The organism is Nocardia jinanensis, from assembly GCF_014645735.1.
Lineage (GTDB): Bacteria > Actinomycetota > Actinomycetes > Mycobacteriales > Mycobacteriaceae > Nocardia > Nocardia jinanensis.
Genome location: NZ_BMMH01000003.1, coordinates 449,681 through 468,165, shown reverse-complemented (window position 1 = coordinate 468,165; position 18,485 = coordinate 449,681). Strand labels below are relative to the sequence as shown.

The following is an 18,485-nucleotide window of genomic DNA, read 5'->3' as shown; positions in this document are numbered from 1 at the left end:
GGGGCTCGAGGTGCGCCCGTCGAATCGATGCGCGCCTCCCCGCACCGTCCGGTTCGCCCGCTCTGTGCTGCCGTCTGCCGATCTACGAGCCGCTGACCAGCGGAGACGATTTCCCGTCGCGCCGTGGCGAACCGGAGGGGTGTGATCGCGCGGTGTTCGCGGCCCGGAACCTGCCTGGCAGACTTGTGTCGTGACTTGGACGCCAGTGCGTACACGACCGGACTCGCGTGCCGATTCCGGTGCTGCGCGCGGAATCGGCGCCGGAATCCTGCGCTGGGGCGGACGGCTGATCGGTGGAGCCCTCGTGGTGGGGATGATCCTGGTGTGCGGTACCGCCGTGCGGGTGTGGCAGGTGGCCCGGATCGAGGATTACACCAGGGCAGACGCGATCGTGGTCCTGGGCGCGGCGCAGTATTCCGGGACCCCGTCGTCGGTGTTCGAGGCGCGTCTCTATCAGGCGGCCAGCCTGTACGAGCAGGGAGTGTCGGATCTGGTCGTCACGGTCGGCGGAAAACAGGAAGGCGACCTCTACACCGAGGCCGCCTCGGGGAAGATGTACCTGATGGAAGCGGGCGTCCCGGAGGACGCCATTCTCGCGGTGGAGACCGGCTCCGACACCCTGCGCAGTATCGAGGCCGTGGCCGACGCGATGCACGGACGCGAACTCGAATCGGCGGTACTGGTCAGCGATCCGTGGCATTCGCTGCGCACTCGCACCATGGCCCGCGACGCCGGACTCGACGCCTGGACCGCGCCCACCCGCACCGGCCCCGCCGTGTACACCCGGGAATCGCAGGCCCACGGGATCGCCCGGGAGACCGCGGCGCTGCTCTGGTATCAGCTCACGCATTTCTCGGCGGATTTCAACTACACCGCCGGGCAGTGAACCCTTCACCCGCCGGTGCCGTCGAACATCCCGATCGGTCACCGCCCGGTGGCAGACTGGGTGCGGTGATCTACACCGAGCACGATCGCGAACGCCTGGTCGTCGAGGCGCCCAAAACGGCCGGCCTGGCCGGTGCCGGCGCCCACGGCAACGGCCACCGCACCGAATTCGCGCGCGACCGTGCCCGAGTGCTGCATTCTGCCGCCCTGCGCCGCCTCGCCGACAAGACGCAGGTGATGGGTCCCCGCGACGGTGACACCCCGCGCACCAGGCTCACGCATTCGCTGGAGGTCGCGCAGATCGGCCGCGGTATCGCCGACGGTCTCGGATGCGATCCCGACCTGGCCGAACTCGCGGGTCTGGCGCACGATATCGGCCATCCGCCCTACGGGCACAACGGGGAGAAAGCACTCGATATCTTCGCCGCCGATTTCGGCGGCTTCGAGGGCAACGCCCAGAATCTGCGGATCCTCACCCGCCTCGAACCGAAGGTGCTCGACTCCTACGGCGGCAGCGTCGGGCTCAACCTCACTCGCGCCGCCCTCGACGCCGCGATCAAATACCCCTGGCACCGCACCGAGGCCGGTGGCAAATTCGGCGCCTACGAAGCGGACGCCGACCGGCTGTCCTGGGTCCGCAAAGCTGCCCCCGATCGGCGGCCGGCCCTGGAATGCCAGGTGATGGACTGGTCCGACGATGTGGCCTACTCGGTGCACGATGTGGAGGACGGCATCCTCGCCGGGCGTATCGATCTGCGGGCCCTGGCCGACCCGGTGGAGCGGGTGGCGCTCGCCGAACTCGGGCATGTGCAGCACCGCGGCCTCTCGGTCGACGATCTGGTGGCCGCCGCACAGCGGCTCTCCGAACTGCCGGTGGTGGCCGATGTCTTCGTCTACGACGGCACCCTGACCAGTTCGGTCGCGTTGAAGCGGCTCACCAGCGAACTCGTCGGCAGGTTCGCGAACGCGGCGGTCGTGGCGACGCGCGAGACCTGCCCCGGACCGCTGGCCCGCTACTCCGCCGACCTGGTCGTGCCACCGGTGGCGGCCGCCGAGGTCGCGGTGCTGAAGACGGTGGCGCTGCGCTATGTCATGTCCGATCCCGACCACAAACTGCGCCAGGCCGAGCAGCGTGACAGGCTCACCGCCGTCGCCGAACATCTGCTGGCCACCGGCCCCGCCGCGCTCGACCCCCTGCTGCTGCCCTGGTGGGATGCCGCGACCGACGACAGCGCCCGGGTGCGGGTGATCGTCGACCAGATCGCCTCCTACACCGAGAGCCGCCTCGAACGCATCGCCGCCACTCTTCAGTGGTGAGCGGGCACACCACGGTGAGGGTGCTCGGGTTCTGGCGTGGCCCCGCTGGCCTAGACTCGACTCCGTGACCGGACGAATACCTGCTCGCGATATCACCGCCATTCGGGAGCGCGTCCGGATCGAGGATGTGGTGGGCGAATATGTGGCGCTCAAACGGGGCGGCCCGGATTCGATGAAGGGCCTGTGTCCGTTCCACGACGAGAAGTCTCCGTCCTTCCACGTGCGGCCCAACCACGGACTTTTCCACTGCTTCGGGTGCAATGAGGGCGGCGACGTGTACGCCTTCCTGCAGAAGATCGAGCACATCGGTTTCGTGGAAGCCGTGGAGCAGATGGCCGACCGGCTCAACTACCGGATCAATTACGAGGGCGGCGGGACCTCGGTCCAGCGTGACCGCGGTACCCGGTCCCGGCTGGTGGCCGCGAATGCCGCCGCGCACGAGTTCTACGTCGAGCGGTTGCGCGGCCCCGATGCCACTGTCGCGCGCAAATATCTCACCGAGCGCAATTTCGACGAGGCCGCGTGGACTCAGTTCGGCTGCGGTTACGCCCCCGACGGCTGGGATGTCCTCACCAAGCATCTGCTGAACCGGGGCTTCGATTTCAAGGAACTCGAGGCGGCGGGTCTGTCCCGGCAGGGCCGGCGTGGCCCGATCGACCGGTTCCACCGGCGGCTGCTGTGGCCCATCCGCAATCTCGGCGGCGATGTGATCGGCTTCGGCGCCCGCAAACTCTTCGAAGACGACACCATGCCGGGCAAGTATGTCAACACCCCGGAAACCCTGCTGTACAAGAAGTCTCAGGTGCTCTTCGGTCTCGAACATGCCAAACGGGAGATCGCCAAGGGGCATCAGGCCGTGGTCGTCGAGGGCTACACCGATGTGATGGCCATGCATCTGGCCGGGGTGAAAACCGCCGTCGCCGCGTGCGGCACCGCCTTCGGCGACGACCATCTGGCGATCCTGCGCCGCCTGCTCATGGACGATAATTTCTGGCGCGGCGAGATCATCTTCACTTTCGACGGCGATGCCGCCGGTCAGGCCGCCGCCCTCAAAGCGTTCCTCGGCGATCAGAAGGTGGCCGGGCAGACCTACGTGGTGGTCTCACCCGACGGCCAGGACCCGTGCGAGATGCGCCAGCATTCCGGCGACGCCGCCCTGCGCGATATGGTCGCCCGCCGTGAGCCGCTGTTCGACTTCGCGCTGCGGCAGGAGATCGCGAAACGTGAGGACAGCCGCACACGCGCCCTCACCTATGACAGCCAGGTCGAGGTGATGCGCTGGGCGGTTCCCATCGTCGCCCAGATCAAGGATCACGGCCTGCGCAAACGCTATGCCACCCAGCTGGCCGAATGGACCGGCTGGCAGGATCCGCAGCTGGTGTACCGCCGGGTCGACGAGGAGGCCCGCAAGCTGCGCGGCGCGGCCGCCGCCCCGCCCACCCGCACACCCCGGGCCGAGCAGTCCGGGGTGGTCCCTTCCCAGTCGGCGGCTCGTCCCGATCCCCGCGATCCGGTGCTGCGTTCCCAGCGCCAAGCCCTCGCCGCCGGACTACAGTACCCGGAGATCGCGGGCCCGGCATTCGACGCTCTGGAAGCCGACGCCTTCACCCACCCCGCCTATATCGCGGTGCGCGTTCTCATGGCCGAAGCCGGGGGAGCATCGGCCGGGCTGTCGGGCGCGGACTGGGTGGGCACGATCAGCGAACTCACCGACGACCTCACACTGCGCGCCCTGATCTCCGAACTGGCCAGTGAGCCGCTGCCGGTGAAAACCACCGCCGATATCCCGCGGTTCATCACCGGTGTCCTCGCCAATGCCCAGGCGGTCCTGGTCGGCCGGCAGATCGCCGAACTGAAATCACGACTGCACCGAGTCTCCTCGGTGGACGAGCCGGAGACCTATATGGCACTGTTCGCCGATCTCGTCGCCCTCGAGCAGTACCGCAAGAGTCTGCTCGAACAGGCCATGGGCAACAACGAATTCGGCGCTGCCTGAACCTATCTAGCGCCGCCGCAACTGATCGTGCGGCACCATCACGGTGGTGCGTTCGTCGAGCGGCTCCATCGGCTCCAGTTTCGGCTGGGTGCTCAACTTGTCCGAGAGGCGCTGCCGGCTCATCTGCACCAGCTTGCGGGTCACCGGGCTTCCCGCGACCGCGCGCGCACTCGCACTGATCTGCTCGTAGCGCGCCCGCCCGGCTTTACTGCCCAGTACATAACCGGCAGCGATACCGATGATCAACCGCAGCATATGGGTGGAGCTCCTCCCGGTAGTCCGTGCTGACCTATCCTGCCCGACCGCACCGACACCTGTCGATCCGACTCCCACCTGCCGCTCGGGCCCCGTTTTCGCCGCCCCCACCGGTTCGACCCCGCGATTTGGGCGCGTGCCCACCCATACGCTAAAGTTTCCTCTCGGCCAGCCCGGTACGGGCGAGGCCGGGAGCAATCCCCTATAGCTCAATTGGCAGAGCAGCCGACTGTTAATCGGCAGGTTACTGGTTCGAGTCCAGTTGGGGGAGCACGAACAGCAGGTCGAGCCCGATAGTAAGGCTTGACCTGCTGTTATTTTCGGCCGATCACCAAAAACGCAGCAAAGTTTCCGCGCCGAACTTCCATTCAGTCGAACGACATGGTGATCGTTCTTCGCGGGTTCGTGCCCCTGAAGGTGTGGGCCCGACGCCGATCAGTTCGAACCATCCCGGAGGCCGACGGTCCCGAACTTCGGGTCGAGCCGGTGGGTTCAGCTGGGCGGATGCGTCGTCTCGATGATGGTCGGGTTCGGGAGCTGATTGCTGGTTACGTGGGTGGGGCGACGTATACGAACTGGGAGAATTCGGCTCCGCTACCGCCCCGACGATCGCCCGGCTGGGGTCGCCGGCGACGCCTGCGGGACCACGAATCGTCCTGGGCGCGGTGCAGAGCCTCCATACCTGGAGGCGCTGTGATGCCCTGCGGTACACGTTGGTCCCGATCAGTGCCGTGTTCGCCGCGCGCACCGACGTCTATCTGGCGGGCCTGACCTCCTACCGCGATCCGGAACCATACACCGATGAGTGGGTCATCGGGTTCGCCCAGGCCGCCGAGCAGGCAGCGCAGACCGGAGTGCGGCTGGCCCGAGACGCCGCCGCACTTGGTGATCAACTCCTGCAACGCCTGGTCGAGCACCGTCGCCGACGGGGCACCAGTCCCGCCCTAGCCCGTCGCGATGCGGTCGTCATGAAGATCCTCGCGGACTTGTCCACACACCCCGTACTCACCACCGAATCGGCCGCCACTCGGTACGGCGTCTCGGCTGTCGCCGCCCACCGTGCCCTCACCGAGTTGGCCGACGCCGGAATACTCGGCCGCTCGAAGAAGCACAAGGGCAAAATCGTGTGCTGTAAAGCCGACGCCCACCTGGGTCTTACTGCCCTAGCTGAGCGCGCCAACCGGGTCGGGGTCGGCGATACCGACCGTCGGTGACCCGATCAGGGGCCAGCACATCCAATGCCTGTCGGTGAAGCCGTTCAGCATCGCAATCTCTGGTCCTACGAGCTCAGTGAGTGCCGGATGTATCACGATGCTCCCGTCCAGCCGGCCGAGCAATTCGTCGGCCCGGTATCCGGGACACCCATCAGCCATGTCGCCATCATGCCGAACTCGGCTTCGACGCGCTCCACCTTCATCTCGCGGCAAGGCGCGGAGGTGTGGGAGACCTCTGGGCACGAGCGGTGAGCGCACCAACGGCGTAGGCGAGACCCACAGGGCACCAACGCATCTCATGTGCAATCTGCACTGGGCTCTTCGCGAAGTCTGGCCCCTGGGCACCTATCTCGGCAGCGAGCCGCTGGTTAATCTCGGATCACGCTGACCAGGGAAGTTGATGAGCGCTATGTCCTGAGCTGTTGATCATCTCGTGTGACGCCACGTCGGTGTCGCACCGTATCGCCGCCGTGCGCGGATGCACTGCGAGTCGGCCGAATGTGTCGATGCGGCGCCCGCGCAACGACCGGGCGGGAACGATATCGCGGTCTCTCTACCCGAACGACCCGAGCTGTCGACGGTTCGTGTGATCGTCCGGCGGTTCGGCACGATCCCCGGCCCCGGACCCGGGGCCGGTCGGGTTCAGGCCGAGTAGTGAGCAGTATCCGGCCACTCATCGTCTGGTGCAGCGAGTCGGCCCGGGGCCGGCAATCACCCCCTCCGCTCCGAGTATCTCGGGCATCGCCCGGACGACTACGAAATCAGGATCTTCATGGCCGGATTGCCAAATGTAGTAAAAGAAGTTCTGCACCGATTGATGAATGCTGCAGCGGGCGTCACCCGTATACACGAGTCACCAACTCGGGGGGCCGCCGACTCTGCGCTGGATGCGAGCAGAACAATGGGTCGGGAAGACAGTGCGATACCCGGAACAATGGACCGGGATTTCGGCGATCAGCCCGATATTGCCGCGCGGCCTCGCGCTCAGGGCCGGGGAAGCCTGTCGGCGGCGCGTCGAGACGAGCTGACCGAGGAGCTGGCATCTCGCTTGCACAACGAATGGCGCGCACCGCGGCTGCGCGACGACGGACGTTACGAGGAACGGCCCAAACAGGTGCGAGATGATCAGGAGTGGATAACAGCGCACGGCACAGACCAGGTCGATATCGCCAATACCGACTATCGCGACCTGCCTCTCGACTATCGGCGGGAGAATCAGGAATCCGCGAAAGTGGCGCTACCGCTTGCCCTGGACGAACACCTCGCCGGCCGTGACCCCGCCCGGGCCGGGTTCGTCGAGGACGCGAGTGAACAAGTTCATATTGCCTGGCTGGACCGAAACCGGGATTGGGCGCCACCCGACCAGTCACTACCCTATGGCCGCCTGTCCGAAGAGGAGAAGGAAAAGGACCGAGTCGTCGTGCGCGCGGCGGTGGATCTGATCAATGAACAACTTCGCGACGGCCCAGCGTAAGACTGCCCGTCCGCGAACCGGCTCGGCGAGGGAGCACCACTGTCGGAACATGAGTTCCTCACACCGGGCCGCCGGGCGATATTCCGTAGCCCGGCGGGTTCCCCGGTCGATTTTCGAGGGGGTCGACACGGTCTCCTGCCGGTGAACCCGGCGCGTGCAACCACACAGTGCCGACATATCGTAGTCAATTCGCGCTGCGTCCGGATTTTGAGAATACAGGTCGCAGGAGAGGTCGCTCTCGATACGTGAGCACAGCGGCAGTCTTCCGGACGTCGGTGGGACCGCACGCGACAGATGCCCCGGTTATACAAGCGCCGAATCACATGCTGGTATCGGCGCGGCCAACCATGCTGGAGCGGCTTATTGCAAATAGCCGATGCGGCGGTAATCGACCGAAGTTTGTGCGCACGACACGTTTTGTAAGAGCTTTTATGTCTCCATTGCACAATCCGGACTGTTGATGGCACGACCTGTGCATTTGCGGCCGACTCATCCGATGCCTGTAGCTCAGCGCGTTGGTGGGAACAGTGGCGGGGGAGAGCCGATCGGGACGATCCGGGTACCGGACCAGGGGCATCGGGTGCTGCTGTCGCGTGGATGATCGGCTACCCGATCGTCCACAACCGGGACCAGCGTTCCCGGGCACAGCCCCGGGCAGCCGATAGCGGTCACGGGTCCGATGAGGTTCTTGCGGAGAGAGATTCGTAGCTGCCGGAGATCGATCCACGGTCCGCGCCCGCATTCGCACGCCGGACTGTCGATGACTTTCATTCCGATCCAGGGGCATTCACCGGGGACGTTTCGCCAGTGGTCGGCTACCCGGCCGCCTTCGAGGCGGGTACCACGTAGGCAGTACAGCTTTTCCGGGCAGTAGTAGAGCCCCGTGGACGTTTTGGGTACGAGCATTCCGGTGTGGATCCAGGGCGCGATTCGGCATCCGCAGTCCGGCCCGCCTTGCAGTGGCATGTCGTTCTTTCCGTGATCGGTGTTGTCAGAATCCGGCATCGTCCGGGTGCCGTGGAATCCCCGCGGCGGTGCCCGGATCGGTGTCCGGTGCGGTTCGAATACCGCTGGGTGAGTGGAGGGTTCGTGGCGCGGCATCGGGTAGTTCACGTAGCCCCGCGGCGACCTGTTCGAGGATCGTCGGATCCGTGCACCAGGTGACTTGCCAGAGCCGCAGCGTGGCGGCCATGGCTCGGTTGGTGGTTCGGGTGGGCAGCGGGGGATGTTGTTCGGGCATGGTGCGACCTCGCGGGTTCGATGTGCTGAACAGGGACGTCTGGCGCGCGTCGGAGAACCGACGAAGGGCAGGTGGAACACGCATTACTCGAAGGTTTACCCCTGCTAAACACCGCGGGCGTGTAGTGCCTCGTTGGTTGAGGGGGTATAAACACGACCTTACTGCCGCCGCCCGTCCGTCGTCAAGACGTTCTAAACTCGGACGCGTGGATGGCGCGAACGAGTTCGACGAGGTCCGAAGCGATCCGGACCCGGTGCGCCGTGGGCAGCTGGCCACCGAACTGATCACGCTCTACCAGCAGCGGGCCACCGAACTGGCGAGGCTCCGGAGAGAGGCGATCGAAGAAGCGCACCGAACCGGGCTCAGCTACACCGAGATCGCCGAGCGTCTCGGGATCACGAAAGGCCGGATCAGTCAGATCAGGACGAACGCCCCGCCGCCCGAACGCGCGTTCTTCGGTGTCGGCCGGGTAGCGGTCGGGATCCCCGGGCAGGCCGGAGCCGAGGACGAGCGCGAACATCTGCACTTCGACGTGAGTTACCAGGCGACCCAGGAACGCGTGGAAGTCGACCTCGCCCGCCTGTCGCTGGCCTCTACGCGGTTCGAGATCGACTCCGATACCGAGCAGGTGCCGGCTGGTGACGCCGTGGTGATCTGTGGCCCCGACTCGGCTCCGGTGGCGGAGAGTCTCCTCGCCGCCGACGAGTCTCTGAGCTTCGAGAACATCGACGGAACCTGGTGTCTGATCGAGAAGTCCTCCGGTCGCCGGTACAGCTCTCCGTTCCGTGCCGACCTCACGAACCGAATCGATATCGGCTACCTCGGCCGTCGAGTAGAAGACGGTCGCGTCATTGTCCAGATCGCAGGTGTGACGAGCATCGGCTCGATGGGTGTCGCGCATTGGCTGACCGGCAACCTGTCCGAGCTCTACGAGCCGTCGGCCGAGTTCACCAGCGCCGTGATCGAATGTGACTTCGATACAGAGCCCTCCATCACCGGGAGCCGGATCGTCGCGGGACCGTTCACGACACGCGAGTGAGTCGATGGAGATCGCGATAGCCGAACTGCCCGAGAGCTCCGGCGAGGACCGCGCCCAGGCATGAAACTCTCGAGGCAGTGGATATCCGGTGGTCCGAGGTTGCGGCTCGATCCGCACCGGTCAGGCGGACGCCGAGAGGGGACATCAAACCCTGCCGTTCGAAGCTGTCCGTGACGAGTGCGCGCATTCGGGGATCGAGTGTGATCATGACCGAACCTTCGCTCCGGCGGTATCGGGAAGGCGGAACACTCGCCGCGCGGTGCCCTCGAGAAAGTCGGCGTGCAGATCGTCGTCGAACTCCAGGTGCTCGAGGTCGCGCAGCGCGCGGACCGGATCGATCATCGGCCAGTTCGTGCCGAACATGACGCGGCGGCGTCCCAGGGTCCGGGCGTAGTCGAGGAACGCCGGGGGCAGGCGATCGAGCGCGTACGCGGAGGAGTCGACGTAGAAGTTCGGGAATTTCACTGTGAGTGTGGTGACTTCGTCCAGCCAAGGGAACCCCACGTGACCACCGACGACCACCAGGTCCGGGAAATCGAGCAGGACCTGTTCGAGGTACGGGATGGGCCGGCCGGTTTCCGAGGACTTCAGCGGTCCGGTGTGCCCGATCTGGGTGCACAGCGGTACGCCCGCCTCGACGCAGGCGGTGTAGACGGGGTAGTAGAGCCGATGATCGGGCGGTAGCTCCCACAGCCAGGGCACGACCCGGACGCCCACGAAGGTGTCACCGGCCAGTTCGCGAACTGTCCGCGCGGCACCCACGGGGTCGCGGAGGTCGACTCCGAGCAGGCCCCGGAATCTGGTGGGCGCGTGGTCGATGGCGGCTCGTACCTCGTCGTTGGTGATCAATGGACCGCCGGGGCCGTACCAGGCCGAAAGCAGCGCCAGATCCACTCCCGCGGCGTCCATCCGCGCGAGAGTGTGGTCGATGCCGGGGGCCATCTCGGCGGAGTTCTTACCGGTCCAGCGCAGCAGGGTGGCCAGCCAGGGTTCCCGGGCCATTCGCGGGCCGACCTGCTGGGCCCATACGTCGATCGTTCCCACGCGTGACTCCCTTCCCGATATACTTCACTATCAAAGTATTGAGAGGTGGACCGGATGGCAAGGGATCCGTATCGGCTGATCGGCCGGATCCAGCAGGTGTCCCATTCGTTGCGCAAGAAGTCCGACCGCCTGCTGATCGACAGCGCCGGGGTCACCACGGCGCAGGCCGGGATCCTGGCCGTGGTGGCGGACGATCCGGGCTGCTCACAGCGGGATGTCGCCCGGCGGCTGCGGCTCGGTGAATCCGCCGTGGTCGCCGCTGTGGGGCGCCTGCTGAGTGCCGGCCTGGTCGAGCGGCGGGTCAGCGACCAGGACCCGCGGGCGGTTGCCCTCTTTCTCGCCGCGCGCGGAGTCGAGACGGTCGGGCGGGCCCAGGAGACCTACGGCGTGATCAACGGTCTCGTCCTGGAAGCGCTCGGTGTCGAGGGCCGGGCACGGTTCGCCGAGTTGCTCGACGCGCTGGATCTGGCCGTCGGCTCGTTCCCGCTCCCAGCGATCGACGAGGATTCCGCGGCGAATACTCCCGACCGGGGATGACGGGCCGGGCGAGTCAGGCCGAGACCGGCGCGGATTCGGTGCGCCGGGAACGGGCGAACAGGAAGGTGGCGACGGCGGCGGGGATGTTCATGAGGAAGCCGTACACCGCGCCGGGTACCGCCATCGTCTCGTTACCCAGCACGGATACCGCGACGGTGATGGCCAGCGCCGCGTTGTGCACCCCGATCTCCATACCCGCGGCAATCGCGTCCGCGCGTTCCACGCCGAACGCGCGCGGCACCGCGTAGCCGATGAGCAGGCTGCAGACGCACAGCAGCAGGGCGATCGCACCCAGCTGCCCGACATGGTCGGTGAACGCGCCGAACTCCGAGACCAGCGCCGCGACCACGACGAGCACCAGCACGACGGCGGCGGCGACCTTGACCGCGGTGTGCATTCTCAGCGCCCAGTCGGCGAACAGGCGCCGCACCGTCATCCCGGCCACCACCGGTACCAGGACCAGCGCGAAAACCTGTAGGAATTTGGCGGGTTGCAGGCCGATACCCGCCCCGTCGTCGAGGAACACCGAATACGACAGACCCACCACGATGGGCAGGGTGAACACAGCCAGCACCGAGTTGACGGCGGTGAGCGTGATGTTCAGCGCCACATTGCCACCGGCGATATGGCTGAACAGATTCGCCGAGGTCCCGCCGGGGGAGGCGGCCAGCAGCATCATGCCCACCGCCAGGGCGCCGTCGAGCCCGAACAACCGCACCAACCCGAAGCAGAGCGCGGGCAGGACCACCAGCTGGCATACCAACGCGATCAGCGCCGCCTGGGGAAAACGGGCCACCCGGGCGAAATCGCCGGTGGTGAGGGTCAGTCCCAGGCCGAACATGACGATTCCGAGTGCCAAGGGCAGGGCGACCGCGAAAAGCATTGAACCCATACGCCATCCTTCCGACGGCCGAGTGTCACCCGGCGTCACGAACGTCGTCAAATGAGGGGTGCCCACTACCGGTGGCGCTCGGTGCGCTGATCTTCGATGAGGTATGGGGACTGGCCCGTTCAGTGGTACCCGGTCCGGTCATAGGCGATCACGGCCGGAGGAACCGACGCTGGTCACCTGCGAGGTGTCGGGTCGCCACGCTGCCGAGTGCACCGCGATGATCGAGCGGACGAGTGATGCACACGCAGGACGGTGTCGGTAGTTGTGACGACGCGCCACGACACCGGCGCGGGTGGCGGGTCGGCCCCGGAAGGTCGATCGCTATTCCCTTCCTGCCGAGTTGGTTTGACGTCCGCCGGACGTCACCGCACAAATTGACACTGCCGTCATTTCGTATAGCCTCACATCTGCACAGCGACCTCGGCGCCGGTGTGGCCGGCCGTCATGACAACGGTCCTGTGCGGCCGTTCACTGTTCACGTCCGCGCACCTGCACGCTGGGCCGGCAACCGGAGGTACCGACATGGGCGTCGAGGCACCCGACGGTACCGCCCTTACCGGGAGCGCCTGTCCGGTGGCCGTTTCTGTTGTGCCGCCGGTTCCGGTGCCCGGCGCCGAACGGCCGCAAGCCGCGCAGCTCGACGCGACAGCCTCAGGACCAGAGGGCGCCGGCGCGACCTCCGGCCGGCTCGGCCGCCACCGACTCCGCACCTCCCGCCGATCCTGACCAGAAGGGACACTCGATGACCACCGCCACCCCGACCGAGCAGAGTTGGGGCAAGCTGTCCGAACCGATCCACGCCGATGCCGCCGGTGCCGGTGATCCGGTGTGGAAGGACAACGCCTACCTCTCGTTCTGGGATTCCGCGGCACAGGTATTCGGCACGGTGCATGTCTCGACGTCGCCGAACGCGCCCGATACCCGCCGCGCCCGGTTCAGCGTCTCCGTGGCGGGCCGGGTCACCGAAGTGGTCGAAACCCTGGACGCGGGCACCTTCAGCAGTGACAGCATTAATTTCGGGCTGGACGGCCGGGTGCGGGTCGAGCACCCGCTCGTGCGGGCCGAACTCCTCAACGCCCCGCTGTTCGTCGCCGCCGACTACGCCGCGAACAACGCGATTCCGGCGCTGGTGGCCGCCGCGCCGTTGCAGCATTTCCAGCAGGCGTGCACCGTCGCCGGCAGTGTGACAGTGGACGGGACGACCGTGGCCACCACCGGTCACGGTATGCGCGACCGCACCTGGGGGTTTCGTGACGAGTCGTCGCAATGGGTCGAGTTCGCCGCCTTGTTCGCGGTGGACGACGCGGCTTTCGTCTCGGCGATGAAGTTCCGCAGGGGCGACGACACCCTGACCGCGGATGGTTTCGTCATCGACAGCGCCGGTTCGACAGCGATCACCGGAATCACCTTCGCGCGTGACGCGGCGGCCCAATTCCGCTGGGCCAGGCTCGAACTCGAGGATTCGACTACTCGCCTGGTGTCGATGAAGACCAGGCTCGGCGGTTTCCGGGTACCGGCGGGCCCGGCCGAGACCGAGGGACCGGCATTGGGGGTCTACGACGACTTCCTGTCGTTCGATACCGACGGCCGCGGTGGTGAGGGCATTTTCGAGCAGGCGATCCTGCACCGGGTCGCCTAGCCGGCGATGAGAGAAAGCGGCTACACCATGTCATACGACCTGCTCGTCCTTCAGGCGGCGCGATTCAAAGGGCGCCCCACCGAGTCCGATCTCGCCGCCGCGGCAGGCCTCGCCGACGCCGACCTCCTCGCCGTGGTGGAACCGCTCCTGGCGGCGGGAGAGCTCCAGCGGGTGGGCACCCGCGTCAAACTCACCGCCGATGGCCGAGCGCGGCTGGAGACCCTGCTGGCGGCCGAGCGGGCCACTGTCGACCAGGCGCTGCTGCGACAGCGGTATCTGGACTTCGGCGAAGTGAATATCGACTTCAAGCAGCTGGTCACCGATTGGCAGCTCATCGACGGGGAGCGTCCGAACGACCACACCGACGCCGACTACGATGCGCGGATCGTGGTGCGGCTGGGCGAACTGCACGAGCGGTTCGCGCCGCTGCTCGCGGAATTCGTCGATCTCGCACCGCGCCTGGCGCAGTACCCGGACCGGCTCGCCGCGGCGTTGGCGAAGGTTCGCTCCGGTGATCCGGCCTGGCTGGCGCGGCCACTCGTCGACAGCTACCACACCGTCTGGTTCGAACTGCACGAGGAACTGATCGGTCTCGGTGGCGTGTCACGGGTGCGGGAAGAGACCGCGGGGCGGGCGGAGTGACCGCTGCCGGACACCGGTCGGTCCTCCCGCTCGGTCCTGCGACCACTGCGGGCCCGGAACTGCCGGGCGGCAAGGCCAGGAGCCTCCAACGGATGTCGGGACTCGGGCTCCCGGTCCCACCGGCGGCCGCGATCCGGCATGCGGTACTCCTTCGGCAGGCCGGACTGATCACCGAGGGCGAAGCGGTGATCCTGGCCCGGCCGACCACCGACCCCGACGATGTGATGGCCATGTCGGTGGCCGCGGCGGTGATCACCGAACTCGCCGTCATCTCCGGCGCCCCGGTCGACGATCCCGATATCGCGCAGCTCACCCGATGGGCACGCGCGGAATCCCCACACGGCGCACCGGGTTCGCTACCCGAGCTGCTCCTGCGACGCAAGATGGAGAAGGTTCGATGAGCACCCGCGAAATCGTCGAGGAAACGCTCGACAACACGACGATCGATCCCTCGGTCACCTGGACCACCGGCAATGTCGCGGAGGCGTTTCCCGGTGTATTCACAACGCTGGGCTTCACGTTCATCAACGCGTCGGTGGAATTGGCGACCCGCACCACATTCCGGAATCTGGGTGTCCTGACCAAGAAGCAGGTCTGCGTTCCCGATCAGCCGGAGGACATGTTCTGGACACTGTTCGCCGGGCGGGCCGCGGCCAATATCGACAAGTTCCGGGAGATCGCGAATATCACCCCCGGCACCTCGGCGACGGCGGTCGAACAGCAGCTCTTCGGCTATGTCCGGCCGGAGACGGTCGATGCGAACAGTGCCCGGCGCTACCCTGTCATCGTGGCGAAAGCGCCCGCGGCGGTGCTGCGGCTGCCGAAGCGCCACGATGCCGAATTCGCCGAGCTGCGCCGCTGGCGGCTCGCCCATCTGGACCGTATCGACACACTCGACCACGCGGGATGTGTCGAACTGCTCGACGACGCGCGGCAGCGTTTCCAGCGCATGCTCACCAAACATATGCTCGTCGCCTTCGTCAGCTCCGGGCTCGCGGACCGGGTGACCGATATGCTGGCCGAACTAGATCTGGCCGATCTGGGGCCCGCGCTGCTGTCCGGAGTCGGTTCCGACGAGAGCGAGATCGCGCACGATCTGTGGGCACTGGCCCACGACGAGATCACGTTGCGCGAGTTCACCGATCGGCACGGCTACCACGGCAACAACGAAGGACAATTGTCCGGCGTGACCTGGCGGGAGGACCCGGCCCCGGTACTCAATCGGCTCGCCGACTACCGCGCGATTCCCGCGGACAGCCCACGGGCGCCGCGCAATCGGAGTCAGGAGCAGATCGCGACGCGGCACCGGGCCCTGGCCGAACTCCAGGCAGCCCTGCCGCGGCGTAAGCGCGGCGGTGCGGCCCGGTACGTGCGGTGGGCCGCCCGCTGGATCGCCCTGCGTGAGCAGGGCAAGGCCGGATATCTGCTCACCTTCGATATCGCCCGGGCCGCTGCGCGGCGGCAGGGCGCCCTACTGGTCGAAGCGGGTGTGATCGACCATATCGACGACGTCTTCCACCTGTCCTACGACGAAGTGCGCGCAGGCGTCACCGGCGACCGGCGTGCACTGGTCGGAGCTCGTCGAGCCGCATACGAACAGCGCTGCGATTACCGGTTGCCGCAAGCTTGGGCGGGTGTGCCGGTGCTGACCAAGGCGGGCGAGTCCGACGCCCCTGCCCTGGATGTTTCCGGCGTCTTGACCGGCGTAGCGGCCAGTGGCGGCGTGGTCGAGGGTCGGGCCCGGGTGGTTCGTGATCCGTCGACCACCGAGCTCGACGACGGCGATATCCTGGTCTGCGAGACGACCGACCCGAGCTGGGTGTCGCTGTTCCTGGTCGCGGCCGGGGTCGTCACCGATTACGGCGGCCTGCTCAGCCACGGGCCGATCGTGGCCCGCGAACTCGGAATTCCCTGTGTCTGTGGCACCGAGAACGGCAGCTACCGGATCCGCGACGGCCAGCGCATCCGTCTGGACGGCGATGCCGGCACCGTCACCGTTCTCGGATGAATCCGACGATGCGATATCGTGCCCGCCTCACCGGCCGATGGGACGGGCACCGGGCGCACTGTCCGCGGTTACCAGAGAGCGCCGCGCAACAGGGCGGTGAGATGGTCGATCATCGGTTCGAGCCGGCCGTCGGTTCCGACGAATCCCGCGTACATGCTCATTCCCCACACCACCGCGATGAGTACCTCGGTGGCGGTCGCGATATCGACATCCGGCCCGATAGTCCCGTCCGCCACGGCGGCCTCCAGTGCCGGCCGGATGAAGCCGCGCACATTGTCGATCTGGCCCTCTGCCCAGTCGCCGAGTTCCGGGTTGCGCAGGGCGTCGAACAGCGAGGCCGCGAGAAACCTTACGTAGGTGCGGTTCTCGGAATCGGCCCGCATGGTGATGCGCAGAAACGCGGCCATCCGGTCGGCGAGGTCGCCCGCCGCGCCGGCGTCGGCGATACCGGCCGTGATCACACTGTCCTTGTCCGCTTCGAACAAGGTGCGGTAGAGCTCGTCCTTGCTCCGGAAGTAGTGGTTGATATTGGTGCGGGACACCCCGGCCCGGGTCGCGATATCGGTGAACGTCGCACGGTCGTAGCCGACTTCGCTGAACAGTTCACGCGCCGACCGCAGGATAACGTCCCGCGTTTGTGCTCCGTCGGATCCGGGCGGGCGTCCCCGGCCGCGACGGGGTTGCGCTGCCGAGCCGGTCATCATCGCGCCACCTCCTGTCGGCCGCTTCTCGGGCTCGATCACCGACCGTCACACCGCCCCGGCGGAATTCCGGAAGCGAATACTCGCGGCGCGCACACCTTCCGCACGGACAGCACCGGAAAGAGTCTAGCTGTCCGATCTTCCGTGGTCCGGGAGCCGTCCTACGGGGTTCACGCCGAGTGTTCGGGAGCACGGGAGATCGGGCAGAGACATGGTTCATCGTTCGTCGTCCGCAACAGCTGTCTGGAGTCTTTTTCTTGAGCACCGTCCCACCCGGAACGCCCGACCGGTCGTGCCCGGCCCGTCATATCTCACCGTTCGATTCCGATGATCCACGAATGCCGCTGTTCGCCCCGGAGTTCGCCGCCGACCCCCACGCTCACTACCGTGAAATGCGCAAGCAGAACCAGTCTTTGATGCCGGTGGAACTGGCGCCCGGTGTTCCCGCCACACTGGTGATCGACTACCGGACCGCGGTGCGGATCCTCAACGATCCCGAGCATTTCCCGGCCGATCCGCGCACCTGGCAGAAGGATATGCCCGCCGACTGTCCCATTCTGCCGCTGCTGGAGTGGCGCCCGATGGCTACCCGGAGCGCCGGTGCGGAGGCGACACGCTATCGCCAGGCCACCACCGAGAGCGTCGGCACGGTCGATCTCTACGCCCTGCACGCAACGGTCGAGGAGATCGCCGTCTCGCTGATCAACTCCTTCTGCGAGGAGGGCAGTGCCGATCTGATCAGCCAGTACACTTTTCCGCTGATCTTCGGAGTTCTCAATGTGCTGTTCGGCTGCCCGCCGGAGCTGGGCCAGAAGATGGCTGCCGGTATGGCGTCGGTAGTCGAGGGTGTCGATGCCGATCAGGGCAATCTGATGATGAGTGAGGCGATGCTGGAGCTGGTGGCCCTGAAACGGGCCGAACCCGGCGACGATATAACCTCCGCGCTGCTACGGCATCCGGCGGACCTCGACGATCTGGAGATGGTCCATCAAGTGGCGTGCCAATACGGCGCCGGGATCGAATTCCAGCAGAATTTCATCGTCAACACGCTGCTGTTCATCCTCACCGACGACCGTCTGGGCGGCGGGGTGCTCGGCGGGAGTCTGTCGACCCGAGAGGCGCTCGACGACGTTCTCTTCAACGACCCGCCGCTGGCGAACTATCTGCTCACCTACCCGCGGCAGCCGATCCTCATCGACGACGCCTGGCTGCCCGCTCATCAGCCGATTGTTGTCAGTATCGCCGCCTGCAACAACGATCCGGCGGTCCGCAGCAGTGATCGCACCGGCAACCGCTCCCATCTCGGCTGGGGTGCCGGCCCGCGCACCTGCCCGGCCCAGTCCATGGCATACCTGATCGCCCAGGACGCCATCGATCAGCTGCTCGACGCACTACCCGAAATCCAGCTGGCCGAGGCCCCCACCTGGCGGCCCGGCCCCTTCCATCGATCGCTGGCCTCACTGCGCGTGGAGTTCCCGGTATCTTCCCCGCTGCACATATCCTGACGAGCCCACGTCGGCCGGCCGCCGGGAGGCAGATCGCCGGCGGCCGCGCACCGCGGTCCGGGACGAGATCGTCGCAGACCGCGGCGTACGCCCATCC

At 66.7% G+C, this 18,485-nt stretch carries 17 protein-coding genes and 1 tRNA gene; 13 read left to right on the top strand and 5 right to left on the bottom strand.

The genetic code is table 11. The annotated features are described in order from the left end of the window. Positions 1-313 precede the first annotated feature (313 nt). The 3 genes from IEY68_RS11020 to dnaG all read left to right on the top strand — a co-directional run bounded on the left by IEY68_RS11020 (position 314) and on the right by dnaG (position 4,198). On the top strand, positions 314-886 hold the full coding sequence (locus IEY68_RS11020) for a YdcF family protein (protein ID WP_082681250.1): 573 nt from the start codon (positions 314-316) through the stop codon (positions 884-886). A gap of 68 nt (positions 887-954) precedes the next feature. Further along, entirely contained in the window at positions 955-2,202 is a 1,248-nt protein-coding gene (locus IEY68_RS11015) for a deoxyguanosinetriphosphate triphosphohydrolase (protein ID WP_373292968.1), read from the top strand. A 64-nt stretch (positions 2,203-2,266) separates the two neighbouring features. After that, positions 2,267-4,198, top strand: a complete 1,932-nt coding sequence (gene dnaG, locus IEY68_RS11010; RefSeq protein ID WP_058854171.1) for a DNA primase — start codon at positions 2,267-2,269, stop codon at positions 4,196-4,198. 6 nt (positions 4,199-4,204) lie between these two features. Here dnaG and IEY68_RS11005 read toward each other — a convergent pair whose 3' ends face one another. Beyond that, positions 4,205-4,453: a hypothetical protein gene (locus IEY68_RS11005; protein ID WP_058854172.1), complete on the bottom strand. Its 249-nt coding sequence runs from the start codon at positions 4,451-4,453 to the stop codon at positions 4,205-4,207. A gap of 198 nt (positions 4,454-4,651) precedes the next feature. Here IEY68_RS11005 and IEY68_RS11000 point away from each other — a divergent pair. The 3 genes from IEY68_RS11000 (at position 4,652) to IEY68_RS10990 (ending at position 7,141) form a co-directional block, all read left to right on the top strand. Next, positions 4,652-4,724: transfer RNA gene (locus tag IEY68_RS11000), tRNA-Asn, on the top strand. A gap of 442 nt (positions 4,725-5,166) precedes the next feature. Next, complete coding sequence (locus IEY68_RS10995) at positions 5,167-5,667, top strand: Fic family protein (protein ID WP_189094204.1); 501 nt, start codon at positions 5,167-5,169, stop codon at positions 5,665-5,667. A gap of 934 nt (positions 5,668-6,601) precedes the next feature. Continuing rightward, entirely contained in the window at positions 6,602-7,141 is a 540-nt protein-coding gene (locus tag IEY68_RS10990) for a hypothetical protein (RefSeq protein ID WP_058854175.1), read from the top strand. Positions 7,142-8,132: 991 nt separating this feature from the next. Here the strand turns inward: IEY68_RS10990 and IEY68_RS10985 are convergent. Then, entirely contained in the window at positions 8,133-8,381 is a 249-nt protein-coding gene (locus IEY68_RS10985; RefSeq protein WP_058854177.1) for a hypothetical protein, read from the bottom strand. A 205-nt stretch (positions 8,382-8,586) separates the two neighbouring features. On the opposite strand from IEY68_RS10985, the gene IEY68_RS10980 reads away from it, so the two are divergent. Next, positions 8,587-9,420, top strand: coding sequence for a sigma factor-like helix-turn-helix DNA-binding protein (locus IEY68_RS10980; protein WP_189094203.1), 834 nt, complete (start codon positions 8,587-8,589; stop codon positions 9,418-9,420). A 204-nt stretch (positions 9,421-9,624) separates the two neighbouring features. Here IEY68_RS10980 and IEY68_RS10975 read toward each other — a convergent pair whose 3' ends face one another. Next, a complete protein-coding gene (locus IEY68_RS10975) occupies positions 9,625-10,422 on the bottom strand; it encodes an amidohydrolase family protein (protein ID WP_058854180.1) in 798 nt (265 codons plus the stop codon). Between the two features lie 96 nt (positions 10,423-10,518). Between IEY68_RS10975 and IEY68_RS10970 the strand changes: the two genes are divergently transcribed. After that, positions 10,519-11,001 carry a MarR family winged helix-turn-helix transcriptional regulator gene (locus IEY68_RS10970; RefSeq protein ID WP_156426106.1) on the top strand — a complete coding sequence of 161 codons (483 nt, stop codon included), beginning with the start codon at positions 10,519-10,521 and terminating at the stop codon, positions 10,999-11,001. 13 nt (positions 11,002-11,014) lie between these two features. Here IEY68_RS10970 and IEY68_RS10965 read toward each other — a convergent pair whose 3' ends face one another. After that, positions 11,015-11,932 (bottom strand): bile acid:sodium symporter family protein, encoded by a 918-nt coding sequence (locus IEY68_RS10965; RefSeq protein WP_267886563.1) that lies wholly within the window; start codon positions 11,930-11,932, stop codon positions 11,015-11,017. 703 nt (positions 11,933-12,635) lie between these two features. On the opposite strand from IEY68_RS10965, the gene IEY68_RS10960 reads away from it, so the two are divergent. The 4 genes from IEY68_RS10960 to IEY68_RS10945 all read left to right on the top strand — a co-directional run bounded on the left by IEY68_RS10960 (position 12,636) and on the right by IEY68_RS10945 (position 16,182). Further along, entirely contained in the window at positions 12,636-13,532 is an 897-nt protein-coding gene (locus IEY68_RS10960) for a DUF7064 domain-containing protein (protein WP_058854183.1), read from the top strand. A gap of 27 nt (positions 13,533-13,559) precedes the next feature. Then, positions 13,560-14,174: a hypothetical protein gene (locus IEY68_RS10955; protein ID WP_058854251.1), complete on the top strand. Its 615-nt coding sequence runs from the start codon at positions 13,560-13,562 to the stop codon at positions 14,172-14,174. Between the two features lie 92 nt (positions 14,175-14,266). Next, positions 14,267-14,575 (top strand): hypothetical protein, encoded by a 309-nt coding sequence (locus IEY68_RS10950; RefSeq protein ID WP_058854184.1) that lies wholly within the window; start codon positions 14,267-14,269, stop codon positions 14,573-14,575. Beyond that, complete coding sequence (locus IEY68_RS10945) at positions 14,572-16,182, top strand: PEP-utilizing enzyme (RefSeq protein ID WP_058854185.1); 1,611 nt, start codon at positions 14,572-14,574, stop codon at positions 16,180-16,182. The genes IEY68_RS10950 and IEY68_RS10945 overlap by 4 nt, the downstream gene beginning before the upstream one ends. A gap of 68 nt (positions 16,183-16,250) precedes the next feature. Here the strand turns inward: IEY68_RS10945 and IEY68_RS10940 are convergent, their stop codons facing one another. Further along, positions 16,251-16,886 (bottom strand): TetR/AcrR family transcriptional regulator, encoded by a 636-nt coding sequence (locus IEY68_RS10940; RefSeq protein ID WP_058854186.1) that lies wholly within the window; start codon positions 16,884-16,886, stop codon positions 16,251-16,253. A gap of 335 nt (positions 16,887-17,221) precedes the next feature. Between IEY68_RS10940 and IEY68_RS10935 the strand changes: the two genes are divergently transcribed. Beyond that, on the top strand, positions 17,222-18,388 hold the full coding sequence (locus IEY68_RS10935) for a cytochrome P450 family protein (RefSeq protein ID WP_229718709.1): 1,167 nt from the start codon (positions 17,222-17,224) through the stop codon (positions 18,386-18,388). Positions 18,389-18,485: the final 97 nt, after the last annotated feature.

Coding starts and splice junctions, on each gene's coding strand:
- IEY68_RS10960 (WP_058854183.1), top strand. CDS start 12,636: ATGACCACCGCCACCCCGACCGAGCAGAGTTGGGGCAAGCTGTCCGAA.
- IEY68_RS10970 (WP_156426106.1), top strand. CDS start 10,519: ATGGCAAGGGATCCGTATCGGCTGATCGGCCGGATCCAGCAGGTGTCC.
- IEY68_RS10985 (WP_058854177.1), bottom strand. CDS start 8,381: ATGCCCGAACAACATCCCCCGCTGCCCACCCGAACCACCAACCGAGCC.
- IEY68_RS11005 (WP_058854172.1), bottom strand. CDS start 4,453: ATGCTGCGGTTGATCATCGGTATCGCTGCCGGTTATGTACTGGGCAGT.
- IEY68_RS10940 (WP_058854186.1), bottom strand. CDS start 16,886: ATGATGACCGGCTCGGCAGCGCAACCCCGTCGCGGCCGGGGACGCCCG.
- IEY68_RS10990 (WP_058854175.1), top strand. CDS start 6,602: ATGGACCGGGATTTCGGCGATCAGCCCGATATTGCCGCGCGGCCTCGC.
- IEY68_RS10955 (WP_058854251.1), top strand. CDS start 13,560: ATGTCATACGACCTGCTCGTCCTTCAGGCGGCGCGATTCAAAGGGCGC.
- IEY68_RS10950 (WP_058854184.1), top strand. CDS start 14,267: ATGTCGGGACTCGGGCTCCCGGTCCCACCGGCGGCCGCGATCCGGCAT.
- IEY68_RS10975 (WP_058854180.1), bottom strand. CDS start 10,422: ATGGCCCGGGAACCCTGGCTGGCCACCCTGCTGCGCTGGACCGGTAAG.
- IEY68_RS11020 (WP_082681250.1), top strand. CDS start 314: ATGATCCTGGTGTGCGGTACCGCCGTGCGGGTGTGGCAGGTGGCCCGG.
- IEY68_RS10935 (WP_229718709.1), top strand. CDS start 17,222: ATGCCGCTGTTCGCCCCGGAGTTCGCCGCCGACCCCCACGCTCACTAC.
- IEY68_RS10945 (WP_058854185.1), top strand. CDS start 14,572: ATGAGCACCCGCGAAATCGTCGAGGAAACGCTCGACAACACGACGATC.